The 17,061-nt window shown below is 64.7% G+C and carries 18 protein-coding genes; 12 read left to right on the top strand and 6 right to left on the bottom strand.

Going from position 1 to position 17,061, the window contains the following annotated elements:
* Positions 1-72 precede the first annotated feature (72 nt).
* The 4 genes from CLM60_RS17220 to CLM60_RS17205 all read left to right on the top strand — a co-directional run bounded on the left by CLM60_RS17220 (position 73) and on the right by CLM60_RS17205 (position 5,139).
* The gene (locus CLM60_RS17220) at positions 73-945 is read left to right on the top strand and encodes a MurR/RpiR family transcriptional regulator (protein ID WP_245848461.1); all 873 of its coding nucleotides are present in this window, start codon (positions 73-75) and stop codon (positions 943-945) included.
* A 42-nt stretch (positions 946-987) separates the two neighbouring features.
* Positions 988-1,953 carry a TAXI family TRAP transporter solute-binding subunit gene (locus CLM60_RS17215; RefSeq protein WP_095590329.1) on the top strand — a complete coding sequence of 322 codons (966 nt, stop codon included), beginning with the start codon at positions 988-990 and terminating at the stop codon, positions 1,951-1,953.
* Between the two features lie 145 nt (positions 1,954-2,098).
* Positions 2,099-4,711, top strand: a complete 2,613-nt coding sequence (locus CLM60_RS17210; protein ID WP_095590328.1) for a TRAP transporter permease — start codon at positions 2,099-2,101, stop codon at positions 4,709-4,711.
* Positions 4,708-5,139, top strand: coding sequence for a universal stress protein (locus CLM60_RS17205; RefSeq protein WP_095590327.1), 432 nt, complete (start codon positions 4,708-4,710; stop codon positions 5,137-5,139). The genes CLM60_RS17210 and CLM60_RS17205 overlap by 4 nt, the downstream gene beginning before the upstream one ends.
* Before the next feature lie 31 nt (positions 5,140-5,170).
* On the opposite strand, the gene CLM60_RS17200 is transcribed toward CLM60_RS17205, so the two are convergent.
* On the bottom strand, positions 5,171-5,965 hold the full coding sequence (locus CLM60_RS17200; protein ID WP_095590326.1) for a crotonase/enoyl-CoA hydratase family protein: 795 nt from the start codon (positions 5,963-5,965) through the stop codon (positions 5,171-5,173).
* Positions 5,966-6,120: 155 nt separating this feature from the next.
* Between CLM60_RS17200 and CLM60_RS17195 the strand changes: the two genes are divergently transcribed.
* Entirely contained in the window at positions 6,121-7,044 is a 924-nt protein-coding gene (locus CLM60_RS17195) for an HNH endonuclease (protein WP_095590756.1), read from the top strand.
* A gap of 31 nt (positions 7,045-7,075) precedes the next feature.
* On the opposite strand, the gene metG is transcribed toward CLM60_RS17195, so the two are convergent.
* Both metG and CLM60_RS17185 read right to left on the bottom strand, forming a co-directional pair.
* Complete coding sequence (gene metG / locus CLM60_RS17190; RefSeq protein ID WP_095590325.1) at positions 7,076-8,794, bottom strand: methionine--tRNA ligase; 1,719 nt, start codon at positions 8,792-8,794, stop codon at positions 7,076-7,078.
* Between the two features lie 69 nt (positions 8,795-8,863).
* Complete coding sequence (locus CLM60_RS17185) at positions 8,864-10,087, bottom strand: MFS transporter (protein WP_095590324.1); 1,224 nt, start codon at positions 10,085-10,087, stop codon at positions 8,864-8,866.
* Positions 10,088-10,241: 154 nt separating this feature from the next.
* Between CLM60_RS17185 and CLM60_RS17180 the strand changes: the two genes are divergently transcribed.
* The 3 genes from CLM60_RS17180 to CLM60_RS17170 all read left to right on the top strand — a co-directional run bounded on the left by CLM60_RS17180 (position 10,242) and on the right by CLM60_RS17170 (position 12,273).
* Positions 10,242-10,676 (top strand): DsrE family protein, encoded by a 435-nt coding sequence (locus CLM60_RS17180; RefSeq protein WP_095590323.1) that lies wholly within the window; start codon positions 10,242-10,244, stop codon positions 10,674-10,676.
* A gap of 62 nt (positions 10,677-10,738) precedes the next feature.
* Positions 10,739-11,782: an aldo/keto reductase gene (locus CLM60_RS17175; RefSeq protein WP_095590322.1), complete on the top strand. Its 1,044-nt coding sequence runs from the start codon at positions 10,739-10,741 to the stop codon at positions 11,780-11,782.
* Positions 11,782-12,273, top strand: a complete 492-nt coding sequence (locus CLM60_RS17170) for a lipocalin family protein (RefSeq protein ID WP_095590321.1) — start codon at positions 11,782-11,784, stop codon at positions 12,271-12,273. Before CLM60_RS17175 ends, CLM60_RS17170 begins: the two co-directional genes overlap by 1 nt.
* Here the strand turns inward: CLM60_RS17170 and CLM60_RS17165 are convergent.
* Positions 12,263-13,126 (bottom strand): helix-turn-helix domain-containing protein, encoded by an 864-nt coding sequence (locus CLM60_RS17165; RefSeq protein WP_095590320.1) that lies wholly within the window; start codon positions 13,124-13,126, stop codon positions 12,263-12,265. The genes CLM60_RS17170 and CLM60_RS17165 overlap by 11 nt on opposite strands.
* Before the next feature lie 104 nt (positions 13,127-13,230).
* Here CLM60_RS17165 and CLM60_RS17160 point away from each other — a divergent pair, with 104 nt between their 5' ends.
* From CLM60_RS17160 to CLM60_RS17150, 3 genes are read left to right on the top strand one after another with little or no spacing between them, the layout of a single operon-like run.
* Positions 13,231-13,434, top strand: a complete 204-nt coding sequence (locus CLM60_RS17160; protein ID WP_095590319.1) for a DUF2061 domain-containing protein — start codon at positions 13,231-13,233, stop codon at positions 13,432-13,434.
* Complete coding sequence (locus CLM60_RS17155) at positions 13,427-14,329, top strand: fatty acid desaturase (protein WP_095590318.1); 903 nt, start codon at positions 13,427-13,429, stop codon at positions 14,327-14,329. The genes CLM60_RS17160 and CLM60_RS17155 overlap by 8 nt, the downstream gene beginning before the upstream one ends.
* Before the next feature lie 21 nt (positions 14,330-14,350).
* Entirely contained in the window at positions 14,351-15,253 is a 903-nt protein-coding gene (locus tag CLM60_RS17150; RefSeq protein ID WP_095590317.1) for a DMT family transporter, read from the top strand.
* On the opposite strand, the gene CLM60_RS17145 is transcribed toward CLM60_RS17150, so the two are convergent.
* Positions 15,250-15,960, bottom strand: coding sequence for an NUDIX hydrolase (locus CLM60_RS17145; protein ID WP_095590316.1), 711 nt, complete (start codon positions 15,958-15,960; stop codon positions 15,250-15,252). The two genes, CLM60_RS17150 and CLM60_RS17145, sit on opposite strands and share 4 nt — an antisense overlap.
* A complete protein-coding gene (locus CLM60_RS17140; protein WP_095590315.1) occupies positions 15,921-16,295 on the bottom strand; it encodes a DUF983 domain-containing protein in 375 nt (124 codons plus the stop codon). The genes CLM60_RS17145 and CLM60_RS17140 overlap by 40 nt, the downstream gene beginning before the upstream one ends.
* 200 nt (positions 16,296-16,495) lie before the next feature.
* Here CLM60_RS17140 and CLM60_RS17135 point away from each other — a divergent pair, with 200 nt between their 5' ends.
* Positions 16,496-17,041 (top strand): EF-hand domain-containing protein, encoded by a 546-nt coding sequence (locus tag CLM60_RS17135; protein ID WP_176473915.1) that lies wholly within the window; start codon positions 16,496-16,498, stop codon positions 17,039-17,041.
* The last annotated feature ends 20 nt before the right edge of the window (positions 17,042-17,061 follow it).

Below are 17,061 nucleotides of genomic sequence, written 5' to 3'. Positions count from 1 at the left end.
ACATACGTTTCAATCATTGACAAGCCATAAAACGAATGAAACGCTTTGTTTCAGCGAATCCTTGGGTGGGGCATGGACGAGACGATCACGATCCAGGACAAGATCGCCGCCGAGTATGACGGGCTCAGCGCGAAGTTGCAGGTGGCTGCGGATTACGTCGTGGCCAATCCGGTGGATGTGGCGACGCGCTCGTTGCGGTCGATTTCGGGGTCGACCGGGTTGGCCCCGGCGACGTTCTCGCGGCTGGCGCGGGCGCTGGGCTTTGACAATTACGAAGAGCTGCGCGAGCTGAGCCGCCATGCGGTCGGTCGGCAGTTCGTGTCCTTTTCCAACAAGGCCGAACGGCTGCAAAGCGAAGATGACACCAAGGTCGGCGCGCCGTTCCTGAACCGCCAGGCACAGGCCTGTATCGGCAATATCGAAACCCTGGTGCGGTCGGTCGATGCGGCGCGGCTGGAACAGGTGGTCGAGCTGCTGCACCGGGCGCGCAACGTGACGCTGTTCGGCGCGTTCGGGGTCACGGGCATCGTGGAATACATGGCCTATATGGGCAATTACTTTGCGCCCAACTGGTTCATCGCGGGCCGGATGGGGGCGTCGTTGTCGTCGTCGATGACGCATCTCAGCAATCGCGACGTGCTGGTGGTGATCACCACCGCGCCCTTTGCCCGCCGGTCGATCCTGGCGGTGGAAATGGCGCGCGAACGTGGGGCGGGTGTGGTCGTGCTGACCGACAATCACGCGTGCCCTGCACTGAAACACGCGACTGTCGGGCTGATCCACAGCACCGACAGCCCGCAATTCTTCTCGTCCTATGTTGCGACGCTGGTGCTGGTGGAAACCATCATCGGCATGCTGGTGAAACGGGCAGGTCCCGCCGCCCAGCAACGCATCCAGGACGTCGAAGCGAAAAATCACCGGCTGGGAGAGTTCTGGACCGAGTGATGATTTGTGTATCCGATAAACATCAACCAAAGGGAGTGTAAGATGTTTGCGAAACTGAAGCTGACCGTTGCAGCGGTTGCTCTGGGTGCCATGGCGGCACCGGTGATGGCCGAAGAGTTCATCACGATTGGCACGGGCGGCGTGACGGGTGTGTATTACCCGACCGGCGGCGCCATCTGCCGGCTTGTGAACAAGGGCCGCAAAGAGCACGGCATCCGCTGCTCGGTCGAATCCACGGGCGGGTCGGTCTATAACATCAACACCATCCGCGAGGGCGAGCTGGAATTCGGTGTCGCCCAGTCCGACTGGCAGTACCACGCCTATAACGGCACCTCGAAATTCGAGGATGCCGGTCCGTTCGAAGGTCTGCGCGCGGTGTTTTCGGTTCACCCCGAACCCTTTACCGTCGTGGCGCGCGCCGATGCGGGCATCACCAATTTCGACGATCTGAAGGGCAAGCGCGTCAATATCGGCAACCCCGGTTCCGGTCAGCGCGGCACGATGGAAGTGCTGATGGAAGCCAAGGGCTGGACCACCGATGACCTGGGCCTGGCGACCGAGCTGAAGGCCGCCGAGCAATCCGCCGCGCTGTGCGACAACCAGATCGACGCGATGGTCTATACCGTGGGTCACCCCTCGGGCTCGATCCAGGAAGCCACGACCGCCTGCGATTCCGTTCTGGTGACCGTGGATGGCGAGGTCGTCGACAAGCTGATCGCCGACAATTCCTATTACCGCGCGGCCACCATCCCGGGCGGCATGTATCGCGGGTCGGACAGTGACACCGCAACCTTCGGTGTCGGCGCGACCTTCGTGACCTCGGACGCGGTCTCCGAAGAGGCGGTCTATGCCGTGGTCGCTTCGGTCTTCGACAATTTCGAAGACTTCAAGAAACTGCACCCGGCCTTTGCCAACCTCACCCCCGAGGAAATGGCAACCGCCGGTCTGTCGGCCCCGCTGCATCCCGGCGCGGCCAAGTATTACAAGGAAAAGGGCTGGATCGAGTGATCCGGCCTTCGTGACAGGGCAGGGGGCGTTCGCGCCCCCCGCCGATTTCGCGGGCCAAGGCAGAGCCTGCAGATAAAGAAAAGGCGTTCAAACGCCATTGCGTCAAACCCGCCGCCGATTTGCGGCACAACAGGGAACCAGTGATATGTCGGACAACTCGTCCAAGGGGCGCGCGCTTTCCGAAGCCGAGCTTCAGGAACTCGTCGCCGCCACAGATTCCGGTGCGCGCAGCCCTGCCGGGGCCGTGGGCACGTTTCTTGCCGTTCTGGCCGTGGTCTGGTCGGTCTTTCAGGTCGTGCTTGCCTCGCCCTTGGCGAATGTGCTGCTGCCCGGCGATGTGATCAACAACAGCCGCCAGATCCACCTGGCCTTTGCGATCTTTCTGGCCTTCTGCGCCTATCCCGCGCTGAAATCCAGCCCGCGCCACTACATTCCGATCCAGGACTGGATCATGGCCGTGGCGGGCGCCTTCATCGCGCTTTACGGCTATTTCTTCTATCAGAAGATCGTCGATAGCGGCGGGTTGGCCGATGACATGGACAAATGGTTCGCGCTGGCCGGGCTGATCCTGCTGTTCGAGGCCGCGCGCCGCGCGCTGGGTCCGGCAATGGCGATCATCGCGACGATCTTTCTGCTCTATGTCTTCTTCGGCTCGTCCGAATGGGTGCCCGATGTCATCCGCTGGAAGGGCGCCAGCCTGAAAAAGGCGATGAGCCATATGTGGATCACCTCCGAAGGGGTGTTCGGCATCGCGCTGGGCGTGTCGACCAAGTTCGTCTTCCTGTTCGTGCTGTTCGGCGCGTTGCTGGATAAGGCGGGGGCCGGGAATTACTTCATCAAGATGGCGTTCGGCGCGCTGGGGCACCTGCGCGGTGGCCCGGCCAAGGCCGCGGTTGTCGGCTCGGCCGCAACCGGGCTGATCTCGGGCTCGTCCATCGCCAACGTGGTGACCACCGGCACCTTCACCATCCCGCTGATGAAACGCGTGGGCTTTTCCAGCGAACAGGCTGGCGCGGTCGAGGTCGCATCTTCGGTCAACGGTCAGATCATGCCGCCCGTCATGGGCGCGGCGGCGTTTCTGATGGTGGAATATGTGGGGATTTCCTATGTCGAGGTCATCACCCATGCCTTCCTGCCGGCCATCATCTCCTATATGGCGCTGGTCTATATCGTGCATCTTGAGGCGGTGAAGCGGAACATGCCCACCCTGGGCAACCGGGTCGTCAGCATGGGCAAGACCATCGGCGGCATGGCGCTGTTCTTTGCCGGGTTCGCGGCGCTGTGCTATGGCGTGCAATACCCGGTCAAATGGATCGTGGGCATGGTCCCTGCGGGCGCCGGTTGGCTGCTGGCGGCGCTGGTCTTCGTGGCCTATGTCGTCCTGCTGCGGCTGGCCGCTCAGGTGCCGGATCTGGAACCCGACGACCCCAATGCCGAACATGTCGAACTGCCCGTGGTGGCTGAGATCTATAAGGCCGGCCTCTATTACCTGCTGCCGATCATCGTGCTGGTTTACTTCCTGATGATCGAACAGAAATCGCCAGGCCTGTCGGCGTTCTGGGCAACGATGCTGCTGTTTGCGATCCTGCTGACACAGCGCCCGCTCAAGGCGATGTTCCGCGGCCAGAGCGACACCGCCAACGCGTTCCGCGATGGGGTAGCCGACCTGATCCAGGGGTTGATCGACGGGGCACGCAACATGATCGGCATCGGCCTGGCCACGGCCACCGCCGGTGTGATCGTGGGCACCGTGACGCTGACCGGCGTGGGGCAGGTGATGGCCGACCTGGTCGAGTTCCTGTCGGGCGGCAACCTGATCCTGATGCTGATCATGGTGGGTCTGCTCAGCCTGGTGCTGGGCATGGGCCTGCCGACCACGGCCAATTATATCGTCGTCAGCTCGCTGATGGCGGGGGTCGTGGTGGAGCTGGGCGCGCAATCGGGGCTGATCGTGCCGCTGATCGCGGTGCACCTGTTCGTGTTCTATTTCGGCATCATGGCGGATGTGACCCCGCCGGTGGGGCTGGCCAGTTTCGCCGCCGCCGCCGTGTCGGGGGGCGATGCGATCCGCACCGGGTTCATCGGCTTCTTCTACAGCCTGCGGACCGTGGCGTTGCCCTTCGTCTTCATCTTCAACACCGACCTGTTGCTGATCGACGTGGGATGGGCCAAGGGGATATTGATCTTCGTGGTGGCGACCATCGCGATCCTGGTCTTTACCGCGGGCACCATGGGCTGGTTCATCACCCGCAGCCGGATCTATGAAAGCGTGGCGCTTGTGCTGATCGCCTTCGTGCTATTCCGGCCCGATTACGTGATGAACCGGATTCAGCCGCCGTTCCAGTCGATCGCGCCCGCCGCGTTCGAACAGGCGCTGGGCGAGGCGGCCGAAGGCTCGGACATGCGCTTGGTGGTCTCTGGCCCCGATTTCGATACGGGCGAGGTCAAGGAAACCACGCTGGTCGTGCCCATCGGGCCGGGTGGCGCGGCCGAACGGCTCGAGGCGACGGGCCTTCTGCTGTTGCCCGAGGGGGATGTGGTGAAGATGGATGAACCCAGCTTCAGCTCGCCCTTTGCCGAAACGCTGCAAAGCTTCGATTTCTATGCCGACGACCCCGTCACGCTGAAATCGGTGCAGGCGGCGGCCAGCCAGCTGCCCAAGGAACTGGTGTTCATCCCGGCGCTGGCGCTGTTGGCCCTGATCGCCTTTTTGCAGAACGCGCGCGCCCCGCGCGAGGAAGAAGGAGTGGTCGCATGAGCAGCTCGATCCTGTGTGCCATCGACATCAGCCAGCCCGAACATGACGTCAAGGTCCTGCAACGCGCCGCCGAGCTGGCGGGGCTGGACGGGGCGCGGCTGGATGTCATCACCGTGGTGCCGGATTTCGGCATGTCGGTGGTGGGGCAGGCCTTTGACAAGCGCTTTCACGACAAGGCGGTCGACAAGTCGCGCGACCTGCTGAACGCCTTTGTCGAAAAGCATATCGGGGCCGAGGCCAACGCCCAGGTGCGGCATGTGATCGCCACCGGCAAGGCCTATGAACAGATCCTGAAAGCCGCCCGCGCGGCGGGCAGCGATCTGATCGTGATCGGCAGCCACAAGCCCGAGTTGAAGGACTACCTGCTGGGCCCCAACGCCGCGCGGGTGGTCCGGCATTCGGATTGTTCGGTCTACGTCGTGCGCTAAGCGACCAAGGCCGGGAAAAAGGGGTGGGCGCTCAGGTGAAGCTGGGCGCCCGTTTCTGCATCTGGGCCATCACCGCCTCCATCTGGTTCGGCGCGCCCATGATCTGCGCCTGCAACTCGGCCTCCAGCGCCAGGGTGGCGGGGTCGGTGGCCCAGGCCGCATCAACCAGCGTCTTGCCCGCGCGGATCGCGTCGGGGGATTTCGCGGCCAGATCACCGGCCATCGTCAGCGCGGCCTGAAGCGGATCATCGGCGAGGCGGGTCACAAGGCCCAGCGACGCGGCCTCGGCCGCATCCAGCACGCGGCCCGTCATCACCAGCTCTTTCGCCTGATCGGCACGCATCAGCCGGGGCAGGGATTGGCTCAGCCCCATATCCGGGATCAGGCCCCATTTCGCCTCCATGATCGACAGGCGGGCATCGGGCGCGGCAATGCGGAAATCGGCGCCCAGGGCCAGCTGCATCCCGGCGCCGAAACACACGTCCTCGATGGCGGCGATCACCGGCACCGGCAGCGCGGCCCAGACCGTCACGGGCTTCTGGAACAGGTTCGCGGCATCGCCCTCGGGCGGGTTGCGCATCTGGTGCTTGATCTCGTCCAGCCGCGGCGCCAGGCCCATCAGGTCGGCCAAGTCGATGCCCGCGCTGAACACCCCACCCGCGCCATGGATCACCACCGCGCGAATATCGTCCCGCGCCTGGATCGCCTGCGCCGTTTCGGTCAGGGCTGACAGCATCTCCAGGCTCAGCGCGTTCTTCTTGTCGGGCCGATTCAACGTCGCCCGCGCCACGTGGTGTTCGATGGTCAGTGTCACAAGATCGGTCATCGCGTCCCCCTCCGGCTATGCAGGGCCACACTGCACGATTTCGCCGCCCCTGCGCCAGGAACGTGGCGTCAGGGGGGGCGTCGCTTTGGGTTTGGGGGGCGGTATTGGTGCGCGAAAACCATTGCATTTTCGGCCTGGGCGGCTTTCCTGTCCTCATGGTGAAACTGGTTTTGTTGCACAAGACGGACTCGATCTATGATGACGAACCCGATGTCGTCTATGATTTCCCGCGAAGCTATCTCAAGGCCGTTGAGGAAGGCGTGGGCGATTGGGCCGTCTATTACGAGCCGGTCAAGGCCGGACCGCGCGGGTATTTCGCTGTCGCCCGGATATCGCAGGTGATCCCGAAACCCGGTGTCGCGGGGCGTTTCCTGGCCCTGATCGAACCGGGCAGTTACCTGCCCTTCGATGCCGATGTCCCGCGTTTGCGGGAGGGTATTCCATTGGAAACCGCGCTGGCCGCGCCGGATGGCACCCCCAGAACAGGCGGGGCCGTTCAGCTTGCCGTGCGTCGGCTGCCGGAGGCGGATTTCGTGCGGATCGTCAATCTTGGCCTGCCACAGGACCTGGAGCGGATCGAGGCCGCGCGCTATAACCCGCAGCCCGCCGAATTTGACGAGGGCGCGGAACCGTTTGAGCGCCCGGTGGTCGAGCGGCTTACGCGCCGCGCCTATCGCGATGTCGCGTTTCGCCGCAAGGTCCGCGCGGCCTATGGCTATCGCTGTGCCATGTCGGGCCTGCGCCTGCGCAATGGCGGCGGCCGCCCCGAGGTGCAGGCCGCCCATATTCGCCCCGTCGAACATCAGGGAAGCGATTCCGTGCGCAACGGTCTGGCGCTTTCGGGGACGTTGCACTGGATGTTCGATCGCGGCCTGATCTCGGTCGCGGAGGATGGCGAAACGATCCTGGTGTCCCGCAACAAGGTCCCGGGCGATGTCGTGGACCGGCTTCTGCCCGCCAATGGCAAGCTGATCGTGCCTGCCGATCCGCGCGACGCGCCGCATCGGGCCAATCTGCAATGGCACCGCGAGAATGTGTTCGGGCAGGTGCGGGCGGACGGCGCGCCGCCTTGGGGCTAGGCGTGCCCGAGGGCCGGGGCGTTGGGCCGGATCAGCTGCGCGTGCCGGCGAATTGCGCCTCCCACGCCTCGCGCTCTTCGTCCGCGATCTTGCGGAAGGTCACGTCGGGCACGGTGAACGCATGTCCGGCGGGCAGGGCGGTCAGCGCTGTGGCCACATCGTCGGGCCAGCTATCGTCGCCCGTTTGCATCGCGGCCATCAGCGTGTCGGCGGCATCGGGGATGAACGGGCGCGAGAGTACCGCATAGATCCGGATCAGGTTCAGCGCCAGCCGGACCTGCGCGGCGGCGCGGTCGGGGTCTTCCTTGAAGGTTGACCAGGGAGCGGCGGATTGCAGGTATTCGTTCCCTGCGACCCAGATCGCGCGCAGCTCGGACGCGGCCTTGCGGACCTCCATCGCCTCCATATGCCCCTCATAGGCACGGATGCGTGTCGAAAGCTCGTCGATCAGGGCGGTTTCCTGCGGGCCGTTCTCGCCACCCTCTGGCACCGCCTCGCCGAATTTCGAGCGGCAGAACTTCGTGACCCGGCTGACGAAATTGCCCAGCACATCGGCCAGGTCCTTGTTCACCGATGCCTGGAAGTTCTCCCAGGTGAATTCGCTGTCGGAATTTTCCGGCGCGTGGCTCAGCAGCCACCAGCGCCAGTAATCGGCGGGCAGGATCTCCAGCGCCTGATCCATGAAGACGCCGCGGCCCTGGCTGGTGGAAAACTGGCCGCCATCGTAGTTCAGATAGTTGAACGACTTGATGTAATCGACCAGCTTCCACGGCTCGCCCGACCCCATCAGCGTGGCGGGGAAGGACAGGGTGTGGAAGGGCACGTTGTCCTTGCCCATGAATTGCACGTAACGCACATCGTCGGCGCCCTTGTCGGTGCGCCACCAGCGTTCCCAGTCGGCATCCGACTTGCCATGCGCATCGGCCCATTCGGCGGTGGCGGCGATGTATTCGATGGGCGCGTCGAACCAGACATAGAAGACCTTGCCTTCCATCCCCGGCCAGGTTGCGCCGCCCTTGGTCACCGGGATGCCCCAGTTCAGATCGCGGGTGATGCCACGGTCCTGCAAGCCATCGCCGTCATGCAGCCATTTCTTGGCAATCGAGGTGGTCAGAACCGGCCAGCCATCCTGGCTGTCGATCCAGGCGTCGATCTTGTCCTTCAGAACCGACTGGCGCAGATACAGGTGCTTGGTCTCGCGCACCTCTAGGTCGGTGGAGCCGGAAATCGCACTGCGCGGGTCGATCAGGTCGGTCGGATCGAGCTGCTTGGTGCAGTTTTCGCATTGGTCGCCACGGGCGCGGTCGTAACCGCAATTGGGGCAGGTGCCCTCGATATACCGATCCGGCAGGAAGCGGCCATCGGCGTTGGAATAGACCTGTTTTTCCGACACTTCATGGATCAACCCGTTCTCGGCCAGTTTCTCGGCCAGATGCTGGGTGATCGCGTGGTTGCGCGCCGACGAGGATCGCCCGTAATGGTCAAAGGACAGCCGGAAGCCGTTCGCCAGATCGGCCTGCACGTCATGCATCCGGGCGCAGTATTCGGCGACGCCCTCGCCCGTCTTGGCGGCGGCCAGCTCGGCGGGGGTGCCGTGTTCGTCGGTGGCACAGATGAACATGACCTCGTGCCCGCGCTGACGCATGTAGCGGGCATAAAGGTCAGCCGGAAGCTGACTGCCCACCAGGTTGCCCAGATGCTTGATCCCGTTGATATAGGGAAGTGCCGAGGTGATCAGGATGCGTGCCATGTCAAAGCCTTGGATGCGTGTCGTGCGCCCCCTTTACCGCAGGGCGCGGGGCTTGGCTAGGTGCCCCGGTCAGCCGCCATCGCGGCTGTTCTTCAGCAGCCGTCCGATCAGGAACGATGTGCGCGGCGCATAGACATAGGGCGTGCGGTGTTCCTGTGTCGGGCGCGCCCGCATCCGCACCAGCCCGAACACCACCAGCACCACATGCCCGACCGCGATCATGACGAAAAGCGCCGATGGCCCGGTCCAGTCGATCAGCCGCGAGGCCAGGAGCGGCGAGGCGATGGCGCCAAGCGCGAACAGGAACATCAGCGCGGCCGAAAGCTCAATCCGCTCGTGGCTTTCGGCGAAATCATGGGCGTGGGCGGCGGACACCGAATAGATCGGAAAGGTCGTCAGCCCGAAGAAACCGGCGGTCAGCAGGACCCCGGTCGTGCCGGTATCGGCCAGCATCACCGTGGTGCCGCAGGACAGGATGGCCGCGACCGACAGCCAGATCAGCACCAGCCGGCGGTCGAACTTGTCCGCCAGCCAGCCCACCGGGTATTGCGCCAGCGCACCGCCCAGCACGAAAGCCGCCAGGAAATAGCCGATCTGATCGGGGCGCAGCCCGACCTCTTGCCCGTAAAGCGGGCCGATCATCCGGAACGCGGCGGAACTGAGCCCCGCCACCACCACCCCCGCCGCCGCTAGGGGCGAGCATTCGATGGCCAGCGCGGGCCGCAGGCGCGGCGCATCCGGCGTTTCGGGCTGGCGGGTGCGGGTCAGCGTCAGCGGCAGAAGTGCGGCACAACAGGTCAGCGCCAGCAGGTTGTAGGACACGTAATCCGCAGGCTCCAGCACGCCGATGATCAGCTGCGCCATCAGCGACGCGCCCATATCGACCAGCCGATAGATGCTCATGGTGCGGCCGCGAATGTCGTTCGTGACCTTGTCCTGCAGCCAGGCCTCGATCACCGTGTAACACCCCGCCACGCAGATGCCCGCCGCCACCCGCATCAGCGCCCAGGCATAGGGGTCATGGACCAGCACATGCGCGATCAGCCCGATGGCGCCCGACGCGGTAAAGGCCGCGAAAGCGCGGGAATGGCCGACCGATCCCATCAGGCGCGGCGCCCACCAGCAACCGATGAAAAACCCCACGAAATGGGCCGATCCCAACAGGCCGATCTGGCCGCGCGTGAACCCCAGCGCCACCCCCGACAGCGCATCCAGCGGCCCCAGCCCGCCATTGCTGAGCTGCAGCAGCGCGACGGACAGAAACAGGGCGGCGAAAGAGATCATCAGGCGCATGGCATGTTGCTAGCCGCTGGATCACGATACCGCCACACCGAACCCGACATCGGGTGTCGTTTGTGACCTGCGAAAATCCATTCGCATATACGAAAATGTGAAAGTCAGATCGGCAAATCTTTGCTACGCTCCGCCCACGAACAGGGAGGAGACAATGAAGACACTCGCAGCAGCGGCCGTTCTGGCCGCCGGTTTCGCCGTGCCGGTCTGGGCCGAGGGCGAAACACATTACGTCGCCGTTCACGTGAACCAGAACGACCCGCAGATCATGAACATGGCGTTGAACAACGTCCAGAACCTGACCAGTTTCTACCAGTCCAAAGGCGATGAGGTGGTGGTCGAAGTCGTGACCTATGGCCCCGGTCTGCACATGTTGCTGGATGGCCAAAGCCCGGTGGCGGACCGGATTTCGACCATGTCGCTTGAGATGGACAACCTGAGCTTCGTCGCCTGCGGCAATACCCATCGCGCCATGAGCCAGAAGGCCGGGGCCGAGCTGGCCCTGCTGGACGAGGCGCATATGGTGCCGTCGGGCGTGGTGCGGCTGATCGAGCTGCAGGAGGACGGCTATGCCTATGTGCGGCCCTGAGGGGTTGTCTTTCGCCGCGTGACCCATAAGTCTGCCCTTGGAAACGACCGGGGGCAGACCACATGAAAATGACAACGCTTGGCCGCAGCGATCTGCGGGTGTCCGAACTTTGCCTGGGGTCGATGACCTGGGGCAACCAGACCGCGCCGGAAGACGGCCACCGCCAGATCGACATGGCGCTCGCGGCGGGGATCAATTTCATCGACACCGCCGAGATGTATCCGGTCAACCCGATCCGCGCCGAAACCGTGGGCCGCACCGAAGAGGTGATCGGCAGCTGGCTGGCCCGCACCGGGCGGCGCGACGATGTGGTGATCGCCACCAAGATCACCGGCCCCAATGGCGGCTTCGTGCGGGATGGCGCGGGGATTTCGGCCGACACGATCCGCGATGCGGTCGATGGCTCTTTGCGGCGGCTGCAGACCGATGTCATCGACCTGTATCAACTGCACTGGCCCAATCGCGGCTCGTATCATTTCCGCCAGAACTGGTCCTATGACCCCTCGGGGCAGGACCGCGCCGACACGATCGCCCATATGACCGAGGTTCTGGAAACCCTGGGGGCGCTGGTGCAGGCGGGCAAGATCCGCCATATCGGCCTGTCGAACGAAAGCGCCTGGGGCACCGCGCAATGGCTGCGCCTGTCCGAGGCCGGCGCCGGTCCGCGGGTGCAGACGATCCAGAACGAATATTCGCTGCTGAACCGGCTTTACGACACCGATCTGGCCGAGCTTGCGGTGAACGAGGATGTGACGCTGCTGGCGTTCAGCCCGCTGGGGGCGGGGCTCTTGACCGGCAAATATGCCGGGGATGTGACCCCCGACGGCTCGCGCCGCGAAAACAGCACCGATCTGGGCGGGCGCATCACCCCGCGCGTGTGGGAGGCGGTGTCAGCCTATCTGGGCGTGGCCAATGCGCATGGGCTGGACCCGGTGCATATGGCGCTGGCCTTTACGCTGTCGCGCCCGTTCCCGACGGTTCCGATCTTCGGGGCCACGACCGTGGCGCAGCTGGAACATATCCTGCGCGGTGTCGATCTGACCCTGAGCGACGCGGTGCTGAGCGATATCGCGGTGGCGCACAAGGCGCACCCGATGCCCTATTGATGGTGGCGGCCCGGCATATCCTGATCGCGGCAATGGCCGTGGCGCTGTGGGCCTGTGCGCCCGCGCCGCGGGATGGCTATCGCCGGGCGGATGCGCCGATCAGCTCGCAAGCGGCGGTGGACCTGGACCGTCTGGCCGGGACCTGGACCGTGGTCGATGGTTATGCCGGCGCGCCGCTTGGGGTACCGGGACAGGCGCTGCGCATCGCGGTGACGGATGCGGGCATCGCCATGACCCCGGCACCGGGGGCCACGCGCCAGCTGACCCGCGTGGCGGCGGGCCGCTTTGCGGCGGCGGGCGCGGACCCCGAGCTGTGGCTGCTTTGGGCCGATGCCGATTACCGGATCGCAGTCATCGGCAACCCGGCGGGCAGTCTGGGGTTCATCATGATGCGCGAGGGTGCCGCCGGATCGGGCCTGCGCACCGCCGCGCGTGAGATCTTCGACTGGCAAGGCTACGACATGGCCCGGTTGGTCTCGGTCAGCCCGTAAGCTCGGCCCGCAGGGCGCGCAGGAAATCCGGCACCTCGCGGTCGGCCACATCGGTTTCGCGGATCAGCGCGTCGAAATGCTTGATGAACGACTCGATCCGCGTCTGGTCCCGAAACGCCAGATAATTTCGCCCCATATAAAGCACCGCCAGAAGCGGCCCGAACACAGTGACCGGGGCCGAAAACACCCGCCGCGCGTCGAACAGCGATAGCCGCAAACGCGGGTAAAGCTGGTCGTGCAGCGCGATGAACCGGTCGATCTGGGCCAGGCGTATATCCATGGGCAGGCCGCGATAATACCCCTCGGCCCGGGCGAAGCTCTCCATCTCGTGGCGGGGCAGGGCGATCTCGTAATCCGAGCCGGAATTGCGGATCCAGTCCAGCCGGTCCTGCGAGGCGCCGATCGCCTGATCCGTGGTGCGTCCCAGATGCGGCGTATATTCCCAGCGCAGCAATTCGGGCGTTTTCAGCATATCGGGCAGGGATGCCGGAACATGCCGGATCTTGTAGCCCGCGGCCTCTTGATGCCAGGCAAAGACCTGTTCATCCACCAGCGCGCGTGGCGCCTTGGTCATCGTCAGGCTGTGGGCCAGGATGTCGGCGGCATTTTCGGGGCGGTTGGACAGCCCCAGCAACCAATCGGCCGACACGTTCAGGACCGAGGCACAATCGCCCACCACCTGCGCATTGGGCAGCCGTGCCCCATCGGGGGTCAGCAATTGCGAGATCGTCGACCGATCCACCCCGATCTCGCGCGCCAGAATGCTGCGGTTCATCCCCGCCTGATCCATCGCGGCGGAGAGCCGGTCGCGAAAGATCTGCGCGCGTCTGCGTTTGTCGATGATTTTCATCATAAGTGATCAAATATCGCATCTGGTGAAAAAAGTTAATCAAATTCCGAATTTTCACGCCCTGCCGCGCCGACTAAGCCTTGCCCGGCAACGGCTTGGAATTGGACATGGAAACCAGAAAACGGACAATGGTGAAGGCGGTTCTGTGGAACCTGATCGGCCTGCTGGCGATGCTGGCTGTGGGCTTTGCCGCGACGGGATCGCTGGCGCTGGGCGGGGGGATGGCGCTGGTCAACACCGGCCTGGGGTTCACGCTGTATATCCTTTACGAACGGGTGTGGTCGCGCATCGCCTGGGGCCGCGATGCGTAAGGCACCGGCATCCATCGAATGGCCGACGCTGGGGCTGTTGGCGGCGACCTATGCGGTCTGGGCGTTGGGCACCACGGTTCTGGTGGCGGTGTGGCTGCCGCTGGCGATCTGTGTCACGGCGCTGGCCGCAGCCATGCAGGCGTCGCTTTGTCACGAGGCGATCCATGGCCACCCCACGCGCCACGCGTTTCTCAACACCGCGCTGGTCTTTCCCGCGCTGACCCTGCTGATCCCCTATCTGCGGTTCCGCGACACGCACCTGGCCCATCACCGCGACGCGATCCTGACCGATCCCTATGACGATCCCGAAAGCAATTACCTGTGCCCCAAGGTCTGGCAGACCCTTCCGCGCTGGGTGCGGGTGCTGCTGGCGGCCAACAATACGCTGCTGGGGCGGCTGGTGCTGGGGCCGGTGATCTCGCAGGTGGCGTTCATGCGGGATGATTGGCGGCTGATCCGGGGCGGGGAACGGCGCGTCATGATGGCCTGGCTGTGGCACATCCCGGCTGTGGCGGTGATGGCGCTGTGGCTGGCCCACGCGGCGATGCCGGTCTGGGCCTATCTGCTGGCGGCCTATCTGGCGCTGTCGATCCTGAAGATCCGCACCTTTCTGGAGCATCAGGCGCATGAGCACGCCCGGGGCCGCACGGTGATCATCGAGGATCGCAGTCCGCTGGCGCTGATCTTTCTGAACAACAACCTGCATGTCGTGCACCACATGCACCCCAACGTGCCCTGGTACCGGTTGCCCCGGCTTTATTGGGAAAACCGGGCGCGATACCTGTGCCGCAACGATGGCTATCGCTATCGCTCTTATGCCCAGGTCTTTCGCCGCCACCTGTTGCGGCCCAAGGACCCGGTGCCGCATCCGCTCAGGCCCCTCGACAATCCCTGACCGCCCTGTCACCAAGACGGGATGGAGCCCTGGATACCGATCACGATTGCCGCAGCTTTCGCGCAGAACCTGCGGTTCATGCTGCAAAAACACCTGAAGGCCACCCAGCTGTCGACGGGCGGCGCGACCTTTGCCCGGTTCCTGTATTCCGCGCCGGTAATCGCGGCGGTTGTCGCGGTCTATCTGTGGCTGACCGGTCAGCCGCTGCCCGCCATCGGGGCGCGATTCTGGGCCTTTGCCCTGTCGGGCGGGCTGGCGCAGATCCTGGCGACGATGTGCGTTGTCAGCCTGTTTGCCGCGCGCAATTTCGCCGTGGGGGTGTCATTCGCCAAGACCGAGGTTCTGTTCACCGTCCTGACCGGCATGGTGCTGCTGTCCGAGCGCGTCTCGGCCGCCGGGCTGGGGGCAATCATGACCGGGTTTGTCGGTGTGATCCTGCTGTCGGATCCGCCCAGCGGACAGGGGCGCTGGTACCGGCGGATCTTCAACCGCGCGGCGGGGCTTGGGTTGCTGTCGGGGGTGCTGTTTTCCATTTCGGCGGTCTGTTATCGCGGCGCGTCGCTGTCCCTGCCCGCCGATGATGTGTTCCTGCGCGCGGCGCTGACGCTGTCGGCGGTGACGGCGGCGCAATGTCTGGCGATGCTGGTCTGGCTGCGTTGGCGCGAGCCGGGGCAGCTGGGCAAGGTGCTGGCCGCATGGCGGGTCGCGGGGCCCATGGGGCTGTTGTCGCTGGCGGGCAGCCTGTGCTGGTTCACAGCCTTCACCTTGCAGACCGCGGCTTATGTCAAGGCGCTGGGCCAGATTGAGCTGCTGTTCAACCTGGCGGGGTCGTATCTGGTCTTTCGCGAACGGATCACGGCGCGAGAATTGCTGGCGCTGGCCTTTCTGACCGGCAGCATCGTGCTGCTGATCCTGGTGCTTTAGGCCAGGCGGCGAAACACCGACTGGTCGCCGGAATTGTCGAAAAACGGCACGCTGTCCAGCGGACCGTCCGGCAATCCCGCCAGTTCGGCCAGGACGACTTCGGTGATGAAGGGCAGGTTGAATTGCCGCGCCTCGGCGACCGGGACCCATTGCAGATGGCTCAATTCATCCTCGGCGCGGGTGAAATCGTCGGGATCGGTCATCAGGCGATCGGCATCGGCCAGAAAGAACCGCGCGTCGAACCGGCGGGGCCGTCCGGGCGGGGTGATCGCGCGAAAGACAAAGCTGATGCCGTCAGCCGATGGCCGGTAACCGGCCTTGGCAAAGCCGCGCCACCCTTGCGGGGCGGGCGTCGGCCAGTCGCCGGGCTGGCCCAGGATCTGACCGGTTTCCTCCCACAGCTCGCGGATCGCGGCGGCAACCAGCATCTCGGGGTGGTCCAGCACGCAGTTCTGCGCCAGCCGCGCGGCGCAGCGCGGCGGCACCGGGCTGGCCAGCGGAATGGTGGCATCGACCGCATCGACCGCGCCGCCGGGAAAGACGAACTTGTCCGGCATGAAGGCCGCCGATTTCCCGCGCTGTCCCATCAGCACATGGCGCCGGCCATCGATTTGGCGCTGCACCACGATGGTCGCGGCGTCGCGGATCGCGGTTTTGTCTGGTTGTGTCAGGCGCGTTCTCCGAAGCCGTGCATGCGTTTGGCCCATTGCAATGCGACCAGCGCACCCTTCAGCCGGGGCAGAAGATACAGCGAAACCGCGACCGCGCCAACCGCCAGACAGGTGCCCAGAACCAGCGGGTCGGGCCGATAGATGGTAAACGCCGTCAGCATCACCGGCGCCAGCAGGTGCCCCACGATCAGGATCGTGAAATAGGCCGGGCCGTCATCGGCACGGTGGTGATGCAGTTCCTCGTGGCAGACGGGGCAATTGTCCCGCACCTTGAGATAGCCTTGCAGCATCGGTCCGGCCCCGCATTTCGGACATTGCCGGCGCCATCCGCGCAGAATGGCCGGTCGAAGGGGCCGCTCGCTCTCGCTCATGTTTCAGGTTCCTGTTCCGCGCTCCTGTATCTTCCATAGCCCAATTCGAAACCCCTTGCATCGGGTCCCGGCAGGCTTGCGTCCCGATGTCACAGATTTTTCGACAAAGCCGCGACGGAAATCCGCCCGCCGCCCGTTTTTAGACCAGAACGCGACGAAAACCGCGTCGACACAACGGGCATGACAAAGGAGAGATGCCGATGAAACGAGCAATGATCACAACCGCCTTCACCGTTCTGGCACTGGGCACCGCTGGCGTGGCCCTGACCGGTCCGGTTCTGGCGCGGGGCGAACAGTTCGGCCAGCGCTTCATCGAAACGCTGGATGCCGACAAGGATGGTCAGGTCAGCCAGGAAGAGTTTCTGGCCCCGCGGCAGGAGCGGTTCACCAAGGCCGATGCCGATGGCGACGGCCAACTGAGCGCCGAGGAGATCCAGGCCGCGATCGCGTCCTTCCGCGAAGAGCGCGGACCGCGTGGCGATCGCCCGATGCGCAGCGGTGACGGTCCCCGTGGGCCCAATCCCGAACAGATGATCGAACGTCTGGACAGCGATGGCGATGGCCTGCTCAGCGCCGAGGAACTGGCCGCCGCGCCGCAGAACCAGACCATGTTCCAGCGGCTGGATGCCGATGGCGACGGGGCGATCTCGGAAGAGGAGTTCCAGGCCGCGCGCGACATGATGCGCAAGCGTGGCGGTGACCGGCATGCCGGTGGCGAACGTCATCCGCACTGGAAGAAGTACTGATTTTACGAAATGATCGGTTC

The sequence above is a fragment of the Actibacterium ureilyticum genome (assembly GCF_002285435.1).
In the GTDB taxonomy this organism is placed as follows: Bacteria; Pseudomonadota; Alphaproteobacteria; order Rhodobacterales; family Rhodobacteraceae; genus Actibacterium_C; species Actibacterium_C ureilyticum.
The sequence above is the reverse complement of the archived record's forward strand: the minus strand, read 5'-3'. Positions and strand labels throughout refer to the sequence as shown.